General features: G+C 48.6%; 19 protein-coding genes. 2 read left to right on the top strand and 17 right to left on the bottom strand.

Translation table 11 applies throughout. The features are described from left to right. Positions 1–46 precede the first annotated feature (46 nt). From C0068_RS13245 to C0068_RS13270, 6 genes are all read right to left on the bottom strand, one after another. Positions 47–1033 carry a sensor domain-containing diguanylate cyclase gene (locus tag C0068_RS13245; protein ID WP_103684955.1) on the bottom strand — a complete coding sequence of 329 codons (987 nt, stop codon included), beginning with the start codon at positions 1031–1033 and terminating at the stop codon, positions 47–49. A gap of 163 nt (positions 1034–1196) precedes the next feature. Then, positions 1197–2006 (bottom strand): ethanolamine ammonia-lyase subunit EutC, encoded by an 810-nt coding sequence (eutC, locus tag C0068_RS13250; RefSeq protein WP_103684956.1) that lies wholly within the window; start codon positions 2004–2006, stop codon positions 1197–1199. Continuing rightward, positions 2003–3394 (bottom strand): ethanolamine ammonia-lyase subunit EutB, encoded by a 1392-nt coding sequence (locus tag C0068_RS13255; RefSeq protein WP_103684957.1) that lies wholly within the window; start codon positions 3392–3394, stop codon positions 2003–2005. The genes eutC and C0068_RS13255 overlap by 4 nt, the downstream gene beginning before the upstream one ends. 84 nt (positions 3395–3478) lie before the next feature. After that, positions 3479–3838: a DUF1428 domain-containing protein gene (locus C0068_RS13260; RefSeq protein ID WP_103684958.1), complete on the bottom strand. Its 360-nt coding sequence runs from the start codon at positions 3836–3838 to the stop codon at positions 3479–3481. A 19-nt stretch (positions 3839–3857) separates the two neighbouring features. Then, positions 3858–4289, bottom strand: coding sequence for a VOC family protein (locus C0068_RS13265; RefSeq protein ID WP_103684959.1), 432 nt, complete (start codon positions 4287–4289; stop codon positions 3858–3860). 25 nt (positions 4290–4314) lie between these two features. Then, positions 4315–4746 (bottom strand): YciI family protein, encoded by a 432-nt coding sequence (locus C0068_RS13270; RefSeq protein WP_103684960.1) that lies wholly within the window; start codon positions 4744–4746, stop codon positions 4315–4317. A gap of 198 nt (positions 4747–4944) precedes the next feature. Here C0068_RS13270 and yihG point away from each other — a divergent pair, with 198 nt between their 5' ends. Next, positions 4945–5850, top strand: a complete 906-nt coding sequence (gene yihG / locus C0068_RS13275) for a 1-acylglycerol-3-phosphate O-acyltransferase, YihG family (RefSeq protein WP_103684961.1) — start codon at positions 4945–4947, stop codon at positions 5848–5850. Here the strand turns inward: yihG and C0068_RS13280 are convergent. From C0068_RS13280 to C0068_RS13295, 4 genes are all read right to left on the bottom strand, one after another. Continuing rightward, entirely contained in the window at positions 5847–6182 is a 336-nt protein-coding gene (locus tag C0068_RS13280) for a YciI family protein (RefSeq protein ID WP_103684962.1), read from the bottom strand. The two genes, yihG and C0068_RS13280, sit on opposite strands and share 4 nt — an antisense overlap. A gap of 73 nt (positions 6183–6255) precedes the next feature. Then, positions 6256–7563 (bottom strand): RNA polymerase sigma factor, encoded by a 1308-nt coding sequence (locus tag C0068_RS13285; RefSeq protein ID WP_233208820.1) that lies wholly within the window; start codon positions 7561–7563, stop codon positions 6256–6258. Between the two features lie 81 nt (positions 7564–7644). Further along, positions 7645–8886 (bottom strand): type II toxin-antitoxin system HipA family toxin, encoded by a 1242-nt coding sequence (locus C0068_RS13290; protein ID WP_103684964.1) that lies wholly within the window; start codon positions 8884–8886, stop codon positions 7645–7647. Further along, a complete protein-coding gene (locus C0068_RS13295) occupies positions 8879–9178 on the bottom strand; it encodes a helix-turn-helix domain-containing protein (protein ID WP_103684965.1) in 300 nt (99 codons plus the stop codon). Before C0068_RS13295 ends, C0068_RS13290 begins: the two co-directional genes overlap by 8 nt. Before the next feature lie 564 nt (positions 9179–9742). On the opposite strand from C0068_RS13295, the gene C0068_RS13300 reads away from it, so the two are divergent. After that, positions 9743–10519, top strand: a complete 777-nt coding sequence (locus C0068_RS13300; RefSeq protein ID WP_103684966.1) for a sulfite exporter TauE/SafE family protein — start codon at positions 9743–9745, stop codon at positions 10517–10519. Positions 10520–10522: 3 nt separating this feature from the next. Here the strand turns inward: C0068_RS13300 and C0068_RS13305 are convergent, their stop codons facing one another. The 7 genes from C0068_RS13305 to C0068_RS13335 form a co-directional block, all read right to left on the bottom strand. Continuing rightward, on the bottom strand, positions 10523–10975 hold the full coding sequence (locus tag C0068_RS13305) for a DUF3465 domain-containing protein (protein ID WP_103684967.1): 453 nt from the start codon (positions 10973–10975) through the stop codon (positions 10523–10525). A gap of 75 nt (positions 10976–11050) precedes the next feature. Further along, on the bottom strand, positions 11051–12241 hold the full coding sequence (locus C0068_RS13310) for a hypothetical protein (protein WP_103684968.1): 1191 nt from the start codon (positions 12239–12241) through the stop codon (positions 11051–11053). Positions 12242–12244: 3 nt separating this feature from the next. Continuing rightward, the gene (locus C0068_RS13315) at positions 12245–13408 is read right to left on the bottom strand and encodes a methanobactin export MATE transporter MbnM (RefSeq protein WP_103684969.1); all 1164 of its coding nucleotides are present in this window, start codon (positions 13406–13408) and stop codon (positions 12245–12247) included. 8 nt (positions 13409–13416) lie between these two features. Then, entirely contained in the window at positions 13417–14331 is a 915-nt protein-coding gene (locus tag C0068_RS13320; RefSeq protein WP_103684970.1) for an MbnP family copper-binding protein, read from the bottom strand. A gap of 251 nt (positions 14332–14582) precedes the next feature. Beyond that, on the bottom strand, positions 14583–16004 hold the full coding sequence (locus C0068_RS13325; protein WP_103684971.1) for a sodium/proline symporter: 1422 nt from the start codon (positions 16002–16004) through the stop codon (positions 14583–14585). Positions 16005–16049: 45 nt separating this feature from the next. Next, positions 16050–16943 (bottom strand): TPR end-of-group domain-containing protein, encoded by an 894-nt coding sequence (locus C0068_RS13330; protein ID WP_199176176.1) that lies wholly within the window; start codon positions 16941–16943, stop codon positions 16050–16052. Then, entirely contained in the window at positions 16931–18367 is a 1437-nt protein-coding gene (locus C0068_RS13335; protein WP_103684972.1) for an aspartate kinase, read from the bottom strand. The genes C0068_RS13330 and C0068_RS13335 overlap by 13 nt, the downstream gene beginning before the upstream one ends. Between the last annotated feature and the right edge of the window lie 19 nt (positions 18368–18386).

Below are 18386 nucleotides of genomic sequence, written 5' to 3' on the forward strand. Positions count from 1 at the left end.
TTGCTGGAATAGCTTAGAAATTAGAATCTGTGTAATAAATTTGTTACTAAACACATTCACTTTTCATTGCGGCATAACGCTTTTGTTTTTTATTGTCATACATAATTAAATCAGCGTCTGTGAGCAATTTTTCTACGGTAGAATGTTTTCCAGAATTAAACTCGGCAATGCCATGACTTAATGATAATGGCGAAAGCCAATTTTCATTTCGATTCAATTCTTCAACTTTGGTTTTAAATTTCATCATAGCCAGCTCTGCCTCTGCCGCCGATGCATCGACCAAGAGTGCAGAAAATTGATTTTCGCCCACCCTCGCTACCAAGGCAGATTGTTCTAAATGGGTATTCAAACATTCACTAAACCGGACGAGCATTTTATCGCGCTCTGCGCTCTCTGTTTGATTTTTATTCCCGATAGCATCATCTAATTCTATAAATACCAAAGACGCGGAAATATTTCGGCGAGCACATAAATCTAGGCCCTTTTCCGCCAGTACCGAAAAGCTATTTCGGGTGCTGATGCTGGTAACCTCATCCAATATATCTAATTCTGGACGAATGATTTCTCGTTCAATGATTAGTGCTAGGTCTCTAAACACGTCGAGATCATCTTGGCTTAAGATCCGTGGGCGGCGGTCGATAAGACATAAGGTGCCCAGCGCATTGCCGTCTTCTGCCAAGAGGGGGCAGCCCGCGTAAAAACGAATATACGGCTCACCTAATACTAGCGGATTATCAAAAAAGCGTTCGTCTACACTCGCGTCAGCGGTGCTCATAATATTGCGACTTAATATGGTGTGACCGCAAAAGGAAATCGCCCGCGAGGTTTCTCGCACATCTAATCCCTGCGCCGATTTAAACCACTGGCGGTCTTGGTCAATTAAACTGACAAGGGCGATGGGAACATCAAATAATTCACTGGCAAAACGAGTAATGCGGTCAAAGCGTTCCTCGAAGGGGGTGTCTAAAATGTTCAGGGATTGCAGCGAGGCTAAGCGCTTGCTCTCGTTATCGGGAGTTCGGGGGATTTCCACTACGGCACCTCAACATAAGCCATCCTTCGGCGCCCAATTTGGCGTCAAAATTTATCGCTGTGAACATTTCATATCGTTGTGACATTGTGAGCTTAAGGCGCGGATTGTCCCATACGGGCTTATCCCTATGATAGTTTGCACTCCGGCAAATGGGTGGATAAAGCTACTTTGACGGCTTAAAGAATGGGATATGTGTTGTGGTCTGCCCGTCTAAGACCACCGACTCATCCTTTAAACCAACCCCGCTCAGGGATTTCTTTAAAGCGGAGCTAATGAGGTACATGGCGGTATCGCTGGCTTGTTGGTAGCTGAGGCCGCCACTGCGAATATTTGAAATACAATTGCGCTGGGCGTCGCTACATGCGCGCCTTGGTGCATAGGTGATATACGCGCCTAAGCTATCCGGTGAACTCAAGCCCGGGCGCTCGCCAATTAGCACAACTACTAGACGCGCCTTTAAGGCCTCGCCAATATCATCCCCTAGGGCGACCCGCGCCTGAGTTGCGATACATAGCGGTGCTAACTTGAGCTTTTGCGCATGCACTGCGGGAATAAAGAATTCCAATAGAGCCAGAGCATGATGCTCGACGGCTGCCGACGACAGGCCATCGGCCACGACTATCGCAATATCAAAAGGCTGAGCATTATTCGCGGTTTGTCTTAGCTTATGCCATTGGGCATCTGCTAGCCGGCGGCCAAGATCTGGGCGCTGTAAATACTGCGTGCGATCTGCGGCCTCGCTTTGTAGTATTAAGGCCGCCTGCTCAGTAGAAAACTTGGCGCGGTAATCACTGGCAAATTGCGCAGCATTAAAAGGGCAGTGCACGGCGTCGCGGGCTCGGGCGTGGTCGAGTTGAAATAGTAAATTCGCACCCGTTGGTAGCGACACGCCAACACGGCCCTGGGCAATGCGCGCTGGGGTGTATTCTCGCAACACCTGCCAGACATCTCTCTGTGTATTCAGCTCCTTCATGCCTGCCCCTTCAAAGAAAGCGCATGCGCAAAACGCGCCGGCAATTCACCGGAAAACAACGCGCCCTGGCTGTCCATAATATTTGAGCTTTGCAGCCACTGAAAAAACTCCGGGGCTGGCGGCAGCTTAAAAAGGCGGCGAATATAGAGTGCGTCGTGAAAGGAGGTGGTTTGATAGTTGAGCATTATGTCGTCGGCACCAGGTATGCCCATAATAAAATTCCCACCCGCCGCCGCAAATTGGGTGAGCAGCATGTCCATATCATCCTGATCCGCTTCGGCATGGTTGGTGTAACAAATATCACAGCCCATAGGTAGACCTAACAGTTTTCCGCAGAAGTGATCTTCTAAGCCTGCGCGAATAATCTGTTTGCCGTTGTATAAATATTCTGGGCCAATAAAGCCCACCACGGTGTTTACTAGCAGCGGCGAGAACGCTCGCGCCACGGCGTAAGCACGCGTTTCTAGGGTCTGTTGATCTACGCCGTGATGCGCATTGGCAGACAACGCGCTACCTTGCCCCGTTTCAAAATACATTACATTATTGCCCACGGTGCCACGCTGCAAAGACTGTGCGGCGGCGTGGGCCTCTGCCAATAGTGGTAGATTCACACCAAAGCTAGCGTTGGCCGCCTCTGTGCCAGCAATAGACTGAAATACCAAATCTACCGGCGCGCCCTGATTGATAAGTTCCAATGTTGTTGTCACGTGGGTAAGCACGCAGGACTGGGTGGGAATATCAAAACGGGTGATAACATCCTCTAGCAAATGCAATAATCGCGACACAGTCTGAGTGTTATCTGACGCGGGATTGATACCGATTACCGCATCGCCACTGGCGTAGAGCAAACCGTCAATAATGCTCGCCGCGATTCCCGCCGCGTCGTCGGTGGGGTGGTTGGGCTGTAGGCGCGTTGAAAAATGATTCGCCAGCCCAAGGGTGTTGCGAAAACGCGTGACCACCTCGCATTTTTTGGCAACTAGAATAAGGTCTTGCACCCGCATTATTTTACTCACTGCGGCGACCATTTCCGGTGTTAGGCCCGGCGCTAATTGTTGTAGCGATTCTGTTGTGGCCGCATCCGACAGCAAGTAATCGCGAAATTCGCCAACACTCAAATGGGAGACAGGCGCAAAGGCTTGGGTGTTGTGACTGTCAATAATCAGCCGGGTTACTTCGTCATCTTCATAGGGAATAACAAGCTCATTAAGAAAGTGGCTGAGGGGAACATCGGCCAAAGCATATTGTGCCGCGACACGCTCTTCATTGCTGCTGGCGGCAATGCCGGCAAGCACATCGCCAGAACGAGCGGGGGTCGCCTTGGCGAGCAAGGTTTTTAGGTCGGCAAAAACATAATGCTGATAACCGAGGTTGACGCTAAACGGCATTGACCACCTTTTGCATAGACGAAAAGCCACTAGCCTTTGAAGCTACCAAGCTTTGTCGTCTGGTGCAAAAGGAAATGCGGCTAGCTATAAAGCTACCCGCGCTTTGAAACCACCGAAAATCATCCGTTTACCGTCAAATGGCATCATATCTGGACCCATCATTGCCTGCATTCTCGGGTCCTTCATGACAGCCTCGTTAATTCGATCGCGATCTTCGCGCGAGGCATAAACAATGTAAGAGAACACCACCACTTCGCCTTCTTCTAGCTTCACGCTTTGCGGAAACGAGGTGTGCACGCCGGTTTTTACGTCGTCGGCGACACACTCCATATACTCTAGCGCACCGAGCTCCTTCCAAATTTCACCTGCGGTCTTGGCTATTTCAAAATACGCGTCCAAGTTTTTTTCTGGCACAGGCAATACAAAACCATCTACATAGTTCATCGTTTTATCTCCATATTAACTAAGCACATTCAGGCTCGGCCCCAAGTGGGGCAGGCCCATTTACCATCCACGAAATACCAAATTTATCGACAAAGGAACCAAAACGCTGAGACCAGAAGGTTTCTGCTATTGGCATGGTGATATTGCCACCCTCAGACAGCGCCGCAAAAATACGCTCCGCTTCAACAATTGTGTCGGCTTGAATTGCGACGCTGCTACCTGCCGGCCGTTCATACATTTCGGCGGGGGCATCGCAACCCATTAGAGTTAGACCCTCGCCGTTATCAATTTGGGCGTGCATGACGTAATGCTGACAATCGGCGGGGAAATGTTCCGCCACTGGGGTTTCTGTCACCCCCATGATCACGGGCTCAAGATCTAAGCACGCGGCGTAAAACTCAAAGGCCTGCCGACAATTGCCAGCAAAATTCAAATAGGGATTAATTTTCACCGTGTTCTCCTTAAGCTTGTTCAAATTATTGCTGCTGTTGCTGTTCCATCGCTGCGCGCAAGCGCGCCTCTTGCTCTTGTAGTTCTGGGGTGAATTCTTCGCCAAAATCCTCGGCCTCAAATACCGGACGAATTTCGACATTGCTATGTTCACCGTCGGTATTGGGGATGCGCTTTGCCCAAGCGATGGCCTCTTCCATTGACGCCACCTGCCACATCCAAAACCCCGCCACTAGTTCTTTACCCTCTGCAAACGGGCCATGCTCTGCGCGAGGGGCTCCGTCGCCAAAGTGCACCCGTACACCGGCACTCGTTGGGTGTAAGCCTTCGCCACTTAGCATAATGCCCGCGTTTACCAGCTCTTCATTAAACGCGCCCATCTCTGTGAGTAACTGCTCACTTGGCATTTCACCCGCTTCGCTACTGGCGCTTGCCTTCATTAAAACGATACATTTCATAAATCACTCCTTCATGATCACTTTCTTTCTATAGTCGAAGCGTGGTGTGTCAATTCGACAGGATATGCAAAATATTTTTTCTTCCCCTGCATTCCGTCGTCACAAGACCGTGATATACGAGTAGTTGGCAAAGTTTTTACTCACACCCAATATTGGCATTACAATGGCAAACATCATAAAAGTTACAGATGCGAAACCATGCTGACATTCCTTCCCCCCTTTGTGCGCGGCAGCCTGATTATGCTGCTGATTATTTGCTCCACCCTAATGCTAGTCCCATTTTTATTTCTTGCCGCAATACTCAAGCTACTTATTCCACTGGCGACCACCCGTCGCTGGTTTACGATTGTGTCGATAGAAATAGCGAACCTCTGGGTAGGCTTTAACAATTTGCTGCTTAGTGTCGTTAATGACATCGAATGGGACATTAAAGGCGCCGAGGGGCTAGACCCTAAAGACTGGTATTTTGTTACCTGTAATCACCAGTCCTGGGCAGATATTTTGGTTGCGCAGAAAGCCCTATTTCGCAAAATTCCTATGCTTAAATTCTTTCTTAAACAACAACTTATCTGGGTGCCGGTGATTGGTTTGGCGTGGTGGGCGCTGGATTTTCCGTTTATGAAACGCTATTCGGCGGCGGAGATCGAAAAGAATCCGGCATTAAAGGGCAAGGATTTAGAAACCACCCGCAAGGCCTGTGAAAAGTTTAAGTACACGCCGGTCACGGTGTTTAATTTTATGGAGGGCACCCGCTTTACCCCAGACAAACACCGCAGCCAAGAGTCACCGTATCAGTATTTGCTCAAACCCAAAGCCGGCGGCGCGGCTTTTGTGCTGGGGGCAATGGGGGAGCAGTTGCACACCCTCTTAAATATTACGATTCACTACCCCAGCGATGACCGCAGCTTTTGGCATTTTCTGTGTGGCAAAATACACAAGGTAGTGGTTCGTATAGAACGGCAAAGCATTCCACCCCGCTTTTTAAGCCGCGATTATTTGAACGATCAGCAGTTTAGGGCAGAGTTTCAGCAGTGGGTGTCTGACTTATGGGCGCAAAAAGACGAACTTCTAGGCCAGTTGCACGGCAAAACTGACCCCGCCTAAGCTGGCTGCAGCTGGCGTATTGGCCGCACTTCTATGGAGCCGACACGGGCCGGTGGAATTTTTGCGGCCTTGTCTAGCGCCTCATTAAGGTCGCGGGCTTCTAGCAAATAAAATCCCGCTAACTGCTCTTTGGTTTCCGCAAAAGGGCCGTCGGTGAAGGTTGTTTTGTCGTTGCGAATGCGCAGGGTAGTGGCCGTTTCCACCGGCTGTAGCGCCTCACCGGCAATGAAATGACCGCTCTCTAACAAGCCCTCAACGCAGGACATACACTCGGCGTCGTCCATCGCCGCTATTTTTGCTTCTTCGCCATAAACCAAACATAAATACTTCATTCGTTTTACCCTCTAAATAGCTATTCTTATCCTAGTCGAATAAGGGCGATCTAAATCGACAACAAGCCCAATATTATTTTGTTAATTTCGCCTGCATCTCGGCAATGCGCTTTTCTAAAAAGCGAATTTCTGGCATTTGCCGGGCATAGCCAAGCGCCTCTTTGTAGGCCGCAAAGGCCGGCTGATACTGCCCTAGCTGACGTTTAAAGTCGGCCCGCGCGGCGTGTAAAAGATGGTAATCTGCCAAGTCACCTGCTTCATAAATTTCATCAACTGCGCTTGCCCCCACTGCTGGGCCGTCGCGCATTCCAAGCGCTACTGCGCGGTTTAAGGCAATAACTGGACTGGTATTTAGCCTGAGTAGAACATCGTACAGGCCCACAATTTCATGCCAGTCGGTGGTTTCTGCCGACGTCGATTCGGCGTGAATTGCAGCTATGGCCGCTTGAATAGAGTAGGGGCCGAAACGGCCATCTTTGAGAGCCCGGCGCACTAGAGCCACGCCCTTATCGATATACTCGCTATTCCAAAGACGACGATCCTGATCCGCCATCAACACCAATTCATCCTGTGCGTCGGTACGAGCGGCACGGCGAGATTCCTGTAACAACATTAAGGCCAGCAGTCCGGCTATTTCGGTGTCTGCACTGCTGTCTCGATTCAAATTTAACAATAATTCCGCCAGGCGAATCGCCTCAGCGGAAACATCTGCTCGCGTAATATTGGCCCCCGAGGACGCGGAATAACCCTCGTTGAACATCAGGTAAAGCACCTGCAATACCGCATTAATACGCTCCGGTAATTCCGCCGCACTGGGTATTTGATAAGGGATGCGTGCATCGCGAATTTTTGCTTTGGCCCGCACAATGCGCTGCGCGATGGTGGTGGGCCGGCTGAGAAAGGCGCTGGCGATTTCCTCCGTACTCAAGCCGCAGATTTCGCGCAGAGTCAGCGCGACGCGGCTTTCTTCAGCAAGAGCGGGGTGGCAACAGGTAAAGATAAGCCGCAGACGGTCATCCTCGATATCTTCATCCGCGTAGGCGACGAAATCGGGGGTATCTACCTCAAGCTGATCGGCAAGCTCGTCAATACCCTGCACAAACCGCGACTGACGCCTCAATCCGTCTATGGCTTTAAATCGCCCCGTAGATACTAGCCATGCCCGAGGATTTGCCGGCACGCCGTCAAGAGGCCACTGCTTTAGTGCAGCGGTAAAGGCATCTTGCAAGGCCTCGTCAGCCAATTGAAAATCGCCAAGCAGACGCAGCAAGGTCGCGAATACACGGCGCGACTCGCACCGATATAGCGCCTCAATTTGTTGGTGTACCTGCGCCGTAGCCTTCGCCAAGCTCACATCTCTGCTGTTTTGGATTTTTGCCAATACTAACCCAGCCCTTTATGGAAGGCAGCTCTACGCGGAAACATCTTATATTATTTCTTAGCGCCTACTCACACAGAAAAACTAGGTTTGTGCACTGCGGCAATTAGCTTGTAACACTTGATTAATTTCAGAAATATTTAATTCTGAAACGCCAAATTGCTCAGCATATTTCGGCCAGTCATTTAGCGTGGCCATAATTTCTTCTAGTATTAATTCAGCGTCTGTTTTACGAATACCTGCATGGCGGGCCAACTCAAGATAACGATTACGGCTGGTGGGAACACGAAGCCGTCCTAGACGCATGGCATGGCCACCATTCACCTTACAATAGGCGCCGTCATACCACGGCGACAGTCGCCAATGCCCTGCGCCGTCCATCAAGAAGGAAAAGTTCTTACCATGATCGTCACAATTATGAGCTAAATAATTAAATAATATGCGTCGATATAGTTCGACGACGTCGCTTTGTTCCTGTGTCAAATGCCGGCAAGCTGCCAAAGCCATTTCAGCGGAAATCGCCTGCTCAGCAATATCCATATCTAGCAAACCGGCAAGCGTACACTGATGTAATTTGTATGCGTAATTCGTCGCTGTTCTATCAAATCGGTCAATTACAAACCAACCGCGCTCCTCGTCTTCTAGCAACTCACAGAGTGGCACCGCGATACCTGTGTGTTCCGCCATACGCGCATAGCTAATTTCAACGCGGTTCTGTAAGTCACTTTCCACCGGTACTTTTATGATGACTGGGCGGTATCCCTCACTTAATGTATCGGTACTTGTCAGTGCGCCGTCATCATTTATTGCCAGTGAGAATTTCGGATAAGCCCCACCTGCGCTACCGGCCGCATGTTTATATGCTTGCGATAGAACCTCAGAATTACCCGCCGCGACATTACGTGCGCTGCTTTGTAATTGACGTAAACTCCAGCTAGTTTCTTCATTGATATAGTCCGAGCTAGGCTGAAATTCTAATGCGCCAATTGCACGATCACTCTGCCATGCAAGTCGATCACACACCGACGGGTCAAGCAGACCAGCCTCGGCCAAGGCAACTTCCATTACTCGCATTCCCCATCGGTCAGGAAGCGCATCGGCGATAAATCCAGGTAATCCCTGTAAACCAAGCCGTGTTCGAATATCAATGACATGGGTATCACGATTTAACGGCGCCGTAAGCGGCGAAACCTCAAGGCCACTATCAAGAATTTCGGTACTATAGCGCCAAGCTAATTTCCCGTCAGGTGACAGACTCAAGCGGCACAGCGGTGTCGCCTCACCAAGAAGATTTAGGTGAACATCTATTTCCGTCAACTTACGCATCACGCCAAGCCTTGCGGTTATATCGTTCGTGTTGCTCTAAAGACCAATGTTCGCGGGATTCAAGTGCAGCCACAACGGGCCCCATTAAACGCAAAGTACTCAATATAACGAGTAGTTTGTCTGAGGTCAGAATGCCCGTGCGCTCAAATCGCTTTAGCGTACTCTCAGAAACACCTGTACGCCGTGATAATTCGCGTATAGACCAACCGTAGGCAATTCGATTATCACGCACGGCATTGATTAAGCGGACTGAAGCATCAGTGGGTAATGCGTATGGGCCAATATTATCCATTGTAAAACACACACTTATTAATGGTTTAAATATAACACCATAAATACCAAATTATAGCAATATTGGTTTATATATAAGCTTATTTAATGGTAACTCATCAACAATGTGTTGAACAAAATAGTATGCCGGAGATACACAACAGAATGTCGTACCGCAGGTGCTATAGCACCCACGGCTTCACTTCGTATCAGGAGAAAGGCGAGTTTTTGCTCGTGTTCATTTTATCCTTCTTCGCCAATTTCTTTTCTTTCTGTGTTAACAGCGGCTTTTTCTTGGTTTCTTTATTGCTCTTTTGTTCTTTACTCATTTTCTGAACTCCATTCAGTGGGGCGACGACGTTTGGATAGGCCATCGCCAATAAAGCGAATAGATCTTTGAGATACCACCGCGGTAGCGGTGGCTACTCCAGAGTACGCCCTTTCTTGGTATTAGCTATAGGCGACGGCGGGAATCAGAAAATAAATATTGCTCCCATTTAAGCCGGCGCTACCAATACACGGCGCTGCGCCTTACAATTTAGTTTCTTCGCATTTGCTGTAGATCACCCCAACTTTTTGGATTCCAATGTCTGAGCTTCACTATTATCAGTATTTACTGATTGGTTTAATTTTCATTTGGAGCGGCTTTGTTCGCTCTGGATTGGGCTTTGGCGGCGCCGTATTGTCATTACCGTTTTTGCTACTGGTTCATAATCAGCCCTTGGTGTTTTTGCCTTTAATTTCAGTGCAATTATTATTTTTCTCGTCGATTACGCTGCTACTTAACAACCGCAAATCTACCGCTGCCCAACGCACCCATAAAAGCACCGTCGACTGGCGCTATCTTCGATATATGCTTGCGATCATGATTGTGCCAAAACTACTGGGGGTTTTTGGCTTGATCACGATGCCGGCCAATATTCTCAGTATTATTATTTTTGTGGTGGTATCGGTTTACGCCATTACTTACATTGCCAACAAACCTTTTAAAAGTAATAGCAAATTTATCGATGCCCTCTTTTTAATGGCCGGCGGCTATATCAGCGGTACCTCGCTTATTGGCGCACCATTGATTATTGCCGTCGCGGCACAACACGTTGCCCGCGAACGTCTGCGCGACACCTTGTTTGCCCTGTGGTTTATTTTGGTCAGCATCAAACTTGCGGCATTTATTTACGCCGGTGTGAGCTTGCAACTCATTCATCACCTTTGGTTATTACCCTGTGCCGCCATCGGTCACTTTATTGGCCTGCGCTTCCACGAGCGCATGCTAAAAGCTGAAACGCCGATGTTCTTTAGAGTAATGGGGATAGCACTGCTATTAATTAGCGCGCTGGGACTTTGGAATGTGCTAGAAGGCTAAACTCTACTGATAGCGCCTACCGCGAAGTTCTAACCAACCACCAATATGCCTTCCGGCGGGGTCGTGGTGCGTCCAATGTAAAACGCCACCGTGCTTATTCCACTCGTATTCGCCGTAGAATGTGACGCTATCGCCTAGGCGCAAACCGTCGAGGCGCGGCGCTAGATCGATATTGTGAGCAACCAATAGCGTTTGACCGGAGGCGAGTTTAAGAATGAATTTTTGGTGACGACTGCCTTTGGTGTCATCCGCCAAAATTTTGATCACGCGGCCGCTGCCCCCCACCTGAATATCACTAAGTTGACGCTGAAAGGCCTCCGCTAATCGATCTTGTGCAGAGGCTTCTTCGTCGCTGGCCAATAAAAATGCCTGGGGCTGCTCAGCAAACTGGGGATTGTTTTGATAAAGTTGAAAAAGCCCCGCAAGGATAAGGGCAATGAAAATCCATTTTTTCATAGGGCCAAACTCAAGCAGAGATTTGAATTTTTAGCCTACACAAATTTCTTAGCTTTTACATTTTATTAATTTGGGCTACTCAAAAAAACCTCGCAAAACAAAACCCGCAACCCAACGCTGCTGACTTACATTTGCAACCGTTTCATCCACCCATTCGCTACGTAAACTAAGATTGGGATTGTAATGAAAGCGATAACTGAGTGTCGCTCGCTCGGGATCAACGCCCTCAGGGTTATCTAGGCTCGTACCGCGTCCCACTAATATTGCCGCAGAGCCGCTCAGACTATTATCTAAAGACAAATACTCATAGCGCGCAGCTACCTCATGACGGCCTCGTCGCCATGCAGCCCCGAGCTGCACAGACTGATATTTGCTGTCCAATGCTGCTTGGCGTTGCGACTCTACCACTATGCCATCATTCTCTAACTGGCTAAGACTGAGGTCGATACGCAAGATGCCATTCCAAGCTGTGGCGATGTCCATTTGAGCATCAATACCACTAGCTAGTACATCTCCGGAAAAATATGCATCATTGCTAGTAACGACAACATTGCCATGACTGTGGCCGCCAAAATAGCGAGTGTCCCGACGCTTTTCTGTCTCAGCACTTAGCAGCCAAGCGCCCACAGTAAATTTAGCCTTGCGGTATATACCACTGTAGCGCGCGAAAATATCAACAGCGTGACCATTGTCAGCAAGCCAACTGTGGCCTTGCCAAAACTCAGCACCGTATTGCCAGGCCTCGTATTGAACGCTGCCACGAATGCCGGTATCAACTATGCTGCGCCCCCAAAAAATATCGCCGCTTAAACTCGCTTCACTGTATGCATCTTGGCTAGCGTGCCAATTTGCATGTGGCGAAAATGCGGCGAACATCTTTCCCGCCTCTAGCCGGAGCTTTTTGTCGTCAAATCGCCACTGATGCATATACCAGTAATGGGCGAATTTAAATTCTGTTTCTCCGTGAGCACCGTGTGCTTCCGCGCTAAGTTGAATTCCGTTGTCGGCACTAAAGGCATAACGATAATCGGCGGTCGCGTCATCCAAGGCGACATCATCCTCAATAGGCAGGGCTTCGCCGCCCATTAAAGCGCCCGGAATTTGCCAGTCTGTATCTGGATCTGCATAAGCTTTGTCGCGGTAGCTATAAGACAAATAGACTGACAAGCCCGTCTCAATCAGCGGCGCCTCATCACTCGATATTTCATGGCTAATCGCCGCTTGGCTTATGGCCAAAACAGCAATAAACAGCAGCGTATTCTTCATTGCTTAATTTTCCCAAGGATTAGCAAAGCGGGGATTATTAATGAGTTCAAAATCGGTCAGACTTTCCAGAAAGGCAATGAGGTTCTGAATATCGTCTTCACTTATATCAAAGCCAGACACAAAGCCATCTCTAAATGGATTGGCGCGACCGTCGCCCGCATTCACACCATTACTGATATTGCGACCACCGGCAGCGTAGGTACGGATTACCTCCTCAAGCGTGGCAATGCTACCGTCGTGCATATAAGGTGCGGTAAGTGCAACATTGCGCAGGCTCGGTGCTTTAAAACGCCCCATGTCACTGGCCTTGCCAGTAATTTCAATAATGCCCTGGCTTATTTCTGGGTAGGCACCTTGGCCGTCAATATTGTATAGACCCGTATTGTGAAATGGGGTGTCGACAAATAGCTGACTGCTATCGGCAGTGGCATTAGTGAAGTTATAACCACCGTGGCAGTGAAAGCATTCGAGGCCTTCACTAAAAAATAATTCTCGCCCTTTGAGTGCAGCGCTGGAGAGTACATTTGCCTCGCCATTTTCGTAACGGTCGGTATCGCTGCTAAAAGAATTTATGCCGCGCACAAATGTAGCGAGTGCTTTAACAATCGTATTGAAGTTCAGAGCGTCTATACCGGCCTCGGCAATGAGCTGTTGATACTTGGCATCGGCACCTATTGCTGCTAACACTGCATCTTTATTATCTTCGGTAATACCTTGTTCAACCGGAAATTCTCCAAACAATGGTACTAGGATTTGCTGTTCTAATGTTACTAACGCCGGATTAGCCCAAGTATACGTAGTGTTAAACGCCACATTTACCAAGCTTTGAGCATTGCGTGGATGGAGCTCACCAGTGGAACCAATTGAGCGCTCTAATGATTCGGCAAATGCCATACTTTGATGATGGCACGATGCACAGGATTGACTGCCATTACCAGACAGGCGCAAATCGTAAAATAAGTGACGACCGAGCTGAAACATCGCTTCGTCGACCGGGTTGTCACTAGGAACAATTGGCAAGGGAACGTGTTCAGGGATATTCCAATTGAATTCACGAGTAACAGAACTCTCACCCGTTTGATAACGGGTTTCACTACCACCGCCACAGGCCGACAGTGCTAACACAACAAAGGCCGCATATGCGGCCAAAACAACGTTTCGTTTCATACTATGCTCTAAAGCGACTCAACACTGAACACCGTTTGACCCTCTGTTGGATCACTGTTTTCGCCAAGCCCCATACCCAAAGCATCAAATACTTCGATGCAATCCAAATCTGTTGGACCAGACATGCAACCAGGTGCGCCACCTTGGTCAGTCATTAAGGCGCTGTTCTCTACTAATTTTCCGTAATCAATGACGAGCTGTTGATTCGCGATGTCACTAATATCTAATTCAATCGTGGGGCGGTTATTTGCGCCACAACTTAAGGTTTCGCCAGTTTGCGGACTACCAACACAAGCCGTACTTCCTAAATGAATATTCCACGTAGTTGCTGTTGTGTTATCTGGCTTCATCACACCGCCATCAGGACTAACATCCATGCGTAGATGTTTATAGCCCGACTGCCATGACCAATGCATGTCAGTACGATTTAAGGGCGATGCGGCTGCAGTAATATCTTCATGGTTTAGCTCACTAGGCACGCCCACTGTAAAACGAATGCGATCTACATTAACAAGGTCACCCTGAACACTGCCTACAAGCATATTATTAGTCGGCTTCGCAGTATCGCTCTCACAGTTGTCTAGCTTGTCTTGGTAGTCCAGCAATGCGACTCCGCTATTTTGCCAGTCGTTGTCGTCCAAGCTTAGAGGTAGCTCTGTGCCGTCGCTGTTAATCAGCACAACATCGTGAATATATAAGGCAAAGCCACGAATGGTCCCCGAGGCAGCGTCACTACCCAAGCCACTTAGCTGGGCACCGCAGCTTATTTCGGTGTCATAGGCGCGGGCAATAAATGGAATACTAAGCTCACTAGTGAGCTCACCCGTCGTCGCGTCCTTGCTGCCGCCACCAGAAGAGCCACCACAGGCGATAAGAGAGCAAGAGGTGGCAACGATTACACCGAGTTTTGTAAGCAAATTCATTTATAACTCCTCCGAAATTACTAACAGTTTAACCGTATCGCCCCACGGCGAGAATGCGACTATTTGTCGCAGTCAGGCTGATAATATGAAAATGAAGCAGGGAAGGAGGGGCCTGCCGAAGCTAATGCGGCCTTACTGAAAAGGAAAAATATTCCACAAACTAGGCGACTACTATTGCCTTAATACAATGACAAATCTACGCAAGTAATGTGAGCACGGACGATAACCTAGCTTTGCGAATATATTTAATGCTAAGTAACAGCACTAGCGCCATTATTCTTCACAAATAACTTAGCCAAGAAATACACCAATATTCCGGCGAGAATACCTGGTAGACCCTCGTAAACCATATTGTGCAGATCAAAGTATCGCCACGCTAAAGCCGTTGTTATACCCACACAGCTCATTGTAATGGCAACACCCTGACTTGGACGGCCGCCAAAAATGAGCACAACTAACATCGGAACAAAGGCGCTAGCTAGCCCAGACCACGCCATCACCACCATCGCAAATACGCTTTGCGCACTAAGCAAGGCCCAGCCCAAGGCCAAGATGCATATACCCAAGGTGGAGGCCTTAATCAAGAACGGGCGCTCAATATTATTGGGCATGAGGTCGTGGGTGAATGCAGCCGAGGAACTCAGAATTAGGGAATCTGCCGTGGAAAGTGTGGCGGCAAAAATACCAGCCAAGATTAAACCGACAAGTACGGGAGGCAATAGGGTTTGCGCCATCGTCGGCAATGCCAATTCGGCGTCAAAACTACCGACCTCAGGTAAATACAAACGCGACAATAGACCAACCGTTGTCGCCATTAAATAAAATGCGGTGAACCACAGGTAGTACCACACTCGGGCGCGATTCATATCGTCGCCGCTGCTCAAGGTCATAAAGCGCACCATCACATGGGGCTGACCAACAACGGATAAGCCGGCGAACAACCAACCTAGAGCAAACAGGAATGCGCCGGGTACGCCGGGAAAGGCGAGGTCTTCTGGGAACCAGTCCATATAATTTGGCACGTCTTGCAGGGCAGTTAGCGTTGCAGACACACCACCAAGATTCGCAATCGCCACCCACATAAGGATGCCCATAGCGCTAATCATCACAACCGACTGAGCTGCGTCAGTCCAGATAGATGCGCGAATACCACCAGCCAAACAATAGGCCGCGACTAGCACGGCACCACAGACTGCGCCGGCCCATGTTGGCCAGTCAAACAATACATGTAGAGCCTTGCTGCCCGCTAATAATTGCGCTGCCGCGTATGCGGTAAGAAGTAATAAGCAAATTAGTGCGGCAAGTCGCTGATAGCCAGGGAGTACACTGCCATTCCAATTCGCCAATACGCCGAGGTAACTTACTTCGCCGGTTTTTTCCGTCGCCGCCCGCAATTTTCGATGAACGAAGTGAGAGGCAATATAATCACCAAAAATCCAACCTACCATTACCCAGAACGCCGACAGACCTACTGTATAGGTATAGCCAATAACGCCGATAAACATATAGCCACTATTATTCGTCGCCACCGCCGACAAACCCACCAACCAGGGCTTTATGGTATTGCTGGCCAAATAATAATCTTTACTTTGATGGGTATTAAAAAATAGCGACGACAGGCCGATAAGCACAAATACACTGAGAAAGGCGGCAAAACTCCAGGCTGTTATCATATCTAATTCCGTGATGTTTGCAGGTGTGTTGGCTTAAATGAATACCTATGCGTTTGTCGGCACCGGAGCGAGTAGCTCAATTAATAAAGGATGCTCTCGCAGCTCTGACAAAGCCGGATCTCGGTGCAGCTCTTCTCGATAAGATTCAGACTGGGCCACAGCGTGGGTAAAATAGCGTGCGGCATCATCTAAATTACCTTGGCAGGTATGCGCACAGGCTAGCTGATAAAACGCATGGGCATTTGCATCATCTAATACCAAAGCCTGATGGCAGAGGTTTATTGCCCACTGGGGTTCATTCTGATCTAAGGCCGCATCTGCCTTATAGGTTATGGCTTCAATATCATCTTTGCGCAGGGAGAGTATTTGATCGTAGATTGCTATTTTCCCCGCAGGGCTAGATTCCTGACTGGCTCGCAACCAAAGGGAATGTATTTCCTGAGTGAGGGTAATTTCTTCGCGATTAGATTCTATATGCGCGGTTTCTTGTTTTAATTGTTTTTCAATTGTTCGCAGGCGTTTTTCATATTCCTCTACCAACTCTGCCACTTGTTCATTGGCGACTTTGTGCACCTTATCTTTAATATCACGAATCGAATTCCAGCCGATTAACACCAGTGCAGAACTCACCGCGGCAATTAAATAGAAGAAGTAGGTAACGGTACTAGTAGCATATGACACGGCCTTGTCAGCAGCGCTGAGCTCTCGATCGACAACTTCTGCTGCCATTTCGCGATGAGCACGCTCCATATCAATTCGCAAATTGCGAATCTCATCCAACATATAGCGTTCAATAAAAGGCGAGTAGAGCGGCTCACTTAATTCATTAATCGCCGCATCTACCGCCTCGTCATTTGCGCTAGCGGCGGGCGCCGCTGAAAGCATCAGCGGAAAAAAAACACCCACCACATAAACCAGTTTTTTTATTATGCTGCGCATATTGCGTCGCCGTGGTCATGTACTTCAACAAGACAACGGTGCAAGCTCGCTACGCCCATTTCATAATCGTCTTCATTCACCACAAACTGCATATCTACCTGACGCATAGATTGGTGCATTGCCAATACGCTGATATTCGCCGAAGCTAAAGCCGAAACGGTTTTCGCCAACATACCAGGCACCTGCATATCACTGCCGATTGCAGAAATAATCGCAACCTTGCGCGTGCTGACTTCCGCACTAGGAAACAGCTCTTTTACAGCACTTACAATTCGCTTAACGGTTTTTAAATTCACCCCAAGATAATTCGTAATGGTGTTTGCATTGATATCTTTGGTAATCACCGTGCCTTTAAAACGCTCGATTGCCGCCAGTATTTTTTGTTCGTACTGCCAGAGAGCACCAACCATGTCTTGATCAAATACCTCTAGGGCATAGACCTGCTTACGGCCGGCAATAATTTCGACACAGGGCTTTTCGCTCCGATAATCACAGTCAATTAAGGTTCCCGCGTGATTAGGTTCAAAGGTATTTTTTACCCGCAGTGCAATATTCTGTTGGCGTAAACCTTTTGCAGCGCGAGGATGAATTGCCTCCATTCCCAAATTCGCCAGCTGGTCAGCGACGTCATAATTAGTGCGGCCGATCGGCACCACTTTATCGGCGCCGACTAAACGCGGATCCGCACTGCTTAAATGGTATTCCTTATGAATTACTGCCTCACGCGCACCGCTAATCACCGCCATACGGCTAAAGGTCATTTCGCTATACCCGCGATCAAAACTGGCCATTAAACCTTCTTTGCAGTGGGCGTAGCCCGTCACAATAGGTAGTGTTGTTGACAAATCAATGCCGGCCAATGCTTCACTTATATGATCATCTAATGGCAGTGCCTCTTCAGCACGCCAGCCCGACAAATCTACATAGCGAGCATTAACGCCATCGCGACTAAGCAGCTTCGCGGTATTCCATGCGCTATGGGCTTCACCGATACTCGCTAACATTTCACGCACTGTTAGCAAGTGATCTTCCAAACCAAAATGTCCGTGCTGACAAAGGCGGTGCAAATTATCCATGCAGCGCTCTGCCTCAAATAAGCGGCCTTCTATATATTTGTTTGCCTCTGCCAACTGTTCAACATCTGGAAACAAGCCGGCATTAATTTCTTTAAGGGTGTTACCCACTTTGCTCAGGGCATCACGCCAAAGTGTTTCTGCGCCATCGTCGGCAAACAGGGCGTAAACACCAGGGTGGCTATTGCGCTTATTTTCCAATAGTAAATCGGTTACGCCACCGTAGGCGGAGACAACAAATATACGGCCATAAACATTGCCATCTTCACCACCGGCAAGCACGATATTGTCTCTAACCGCTTCATAATTGGTCATCGACGTGCCGCCGATCTTCTCTACACTGTGTGTCATTTTTCTCTCCGTTGAATAA

This window comes from Zhongshania marina (assembly GCF_002915595.1).
Classification (GTDB): domain Bacteria; phylum Pseudomonadota; class Gammaproteobacteria; order Pseudomonadales; family Spongiibacteraceae; genus Spongiibacter; species Spongiibacter marinus_B.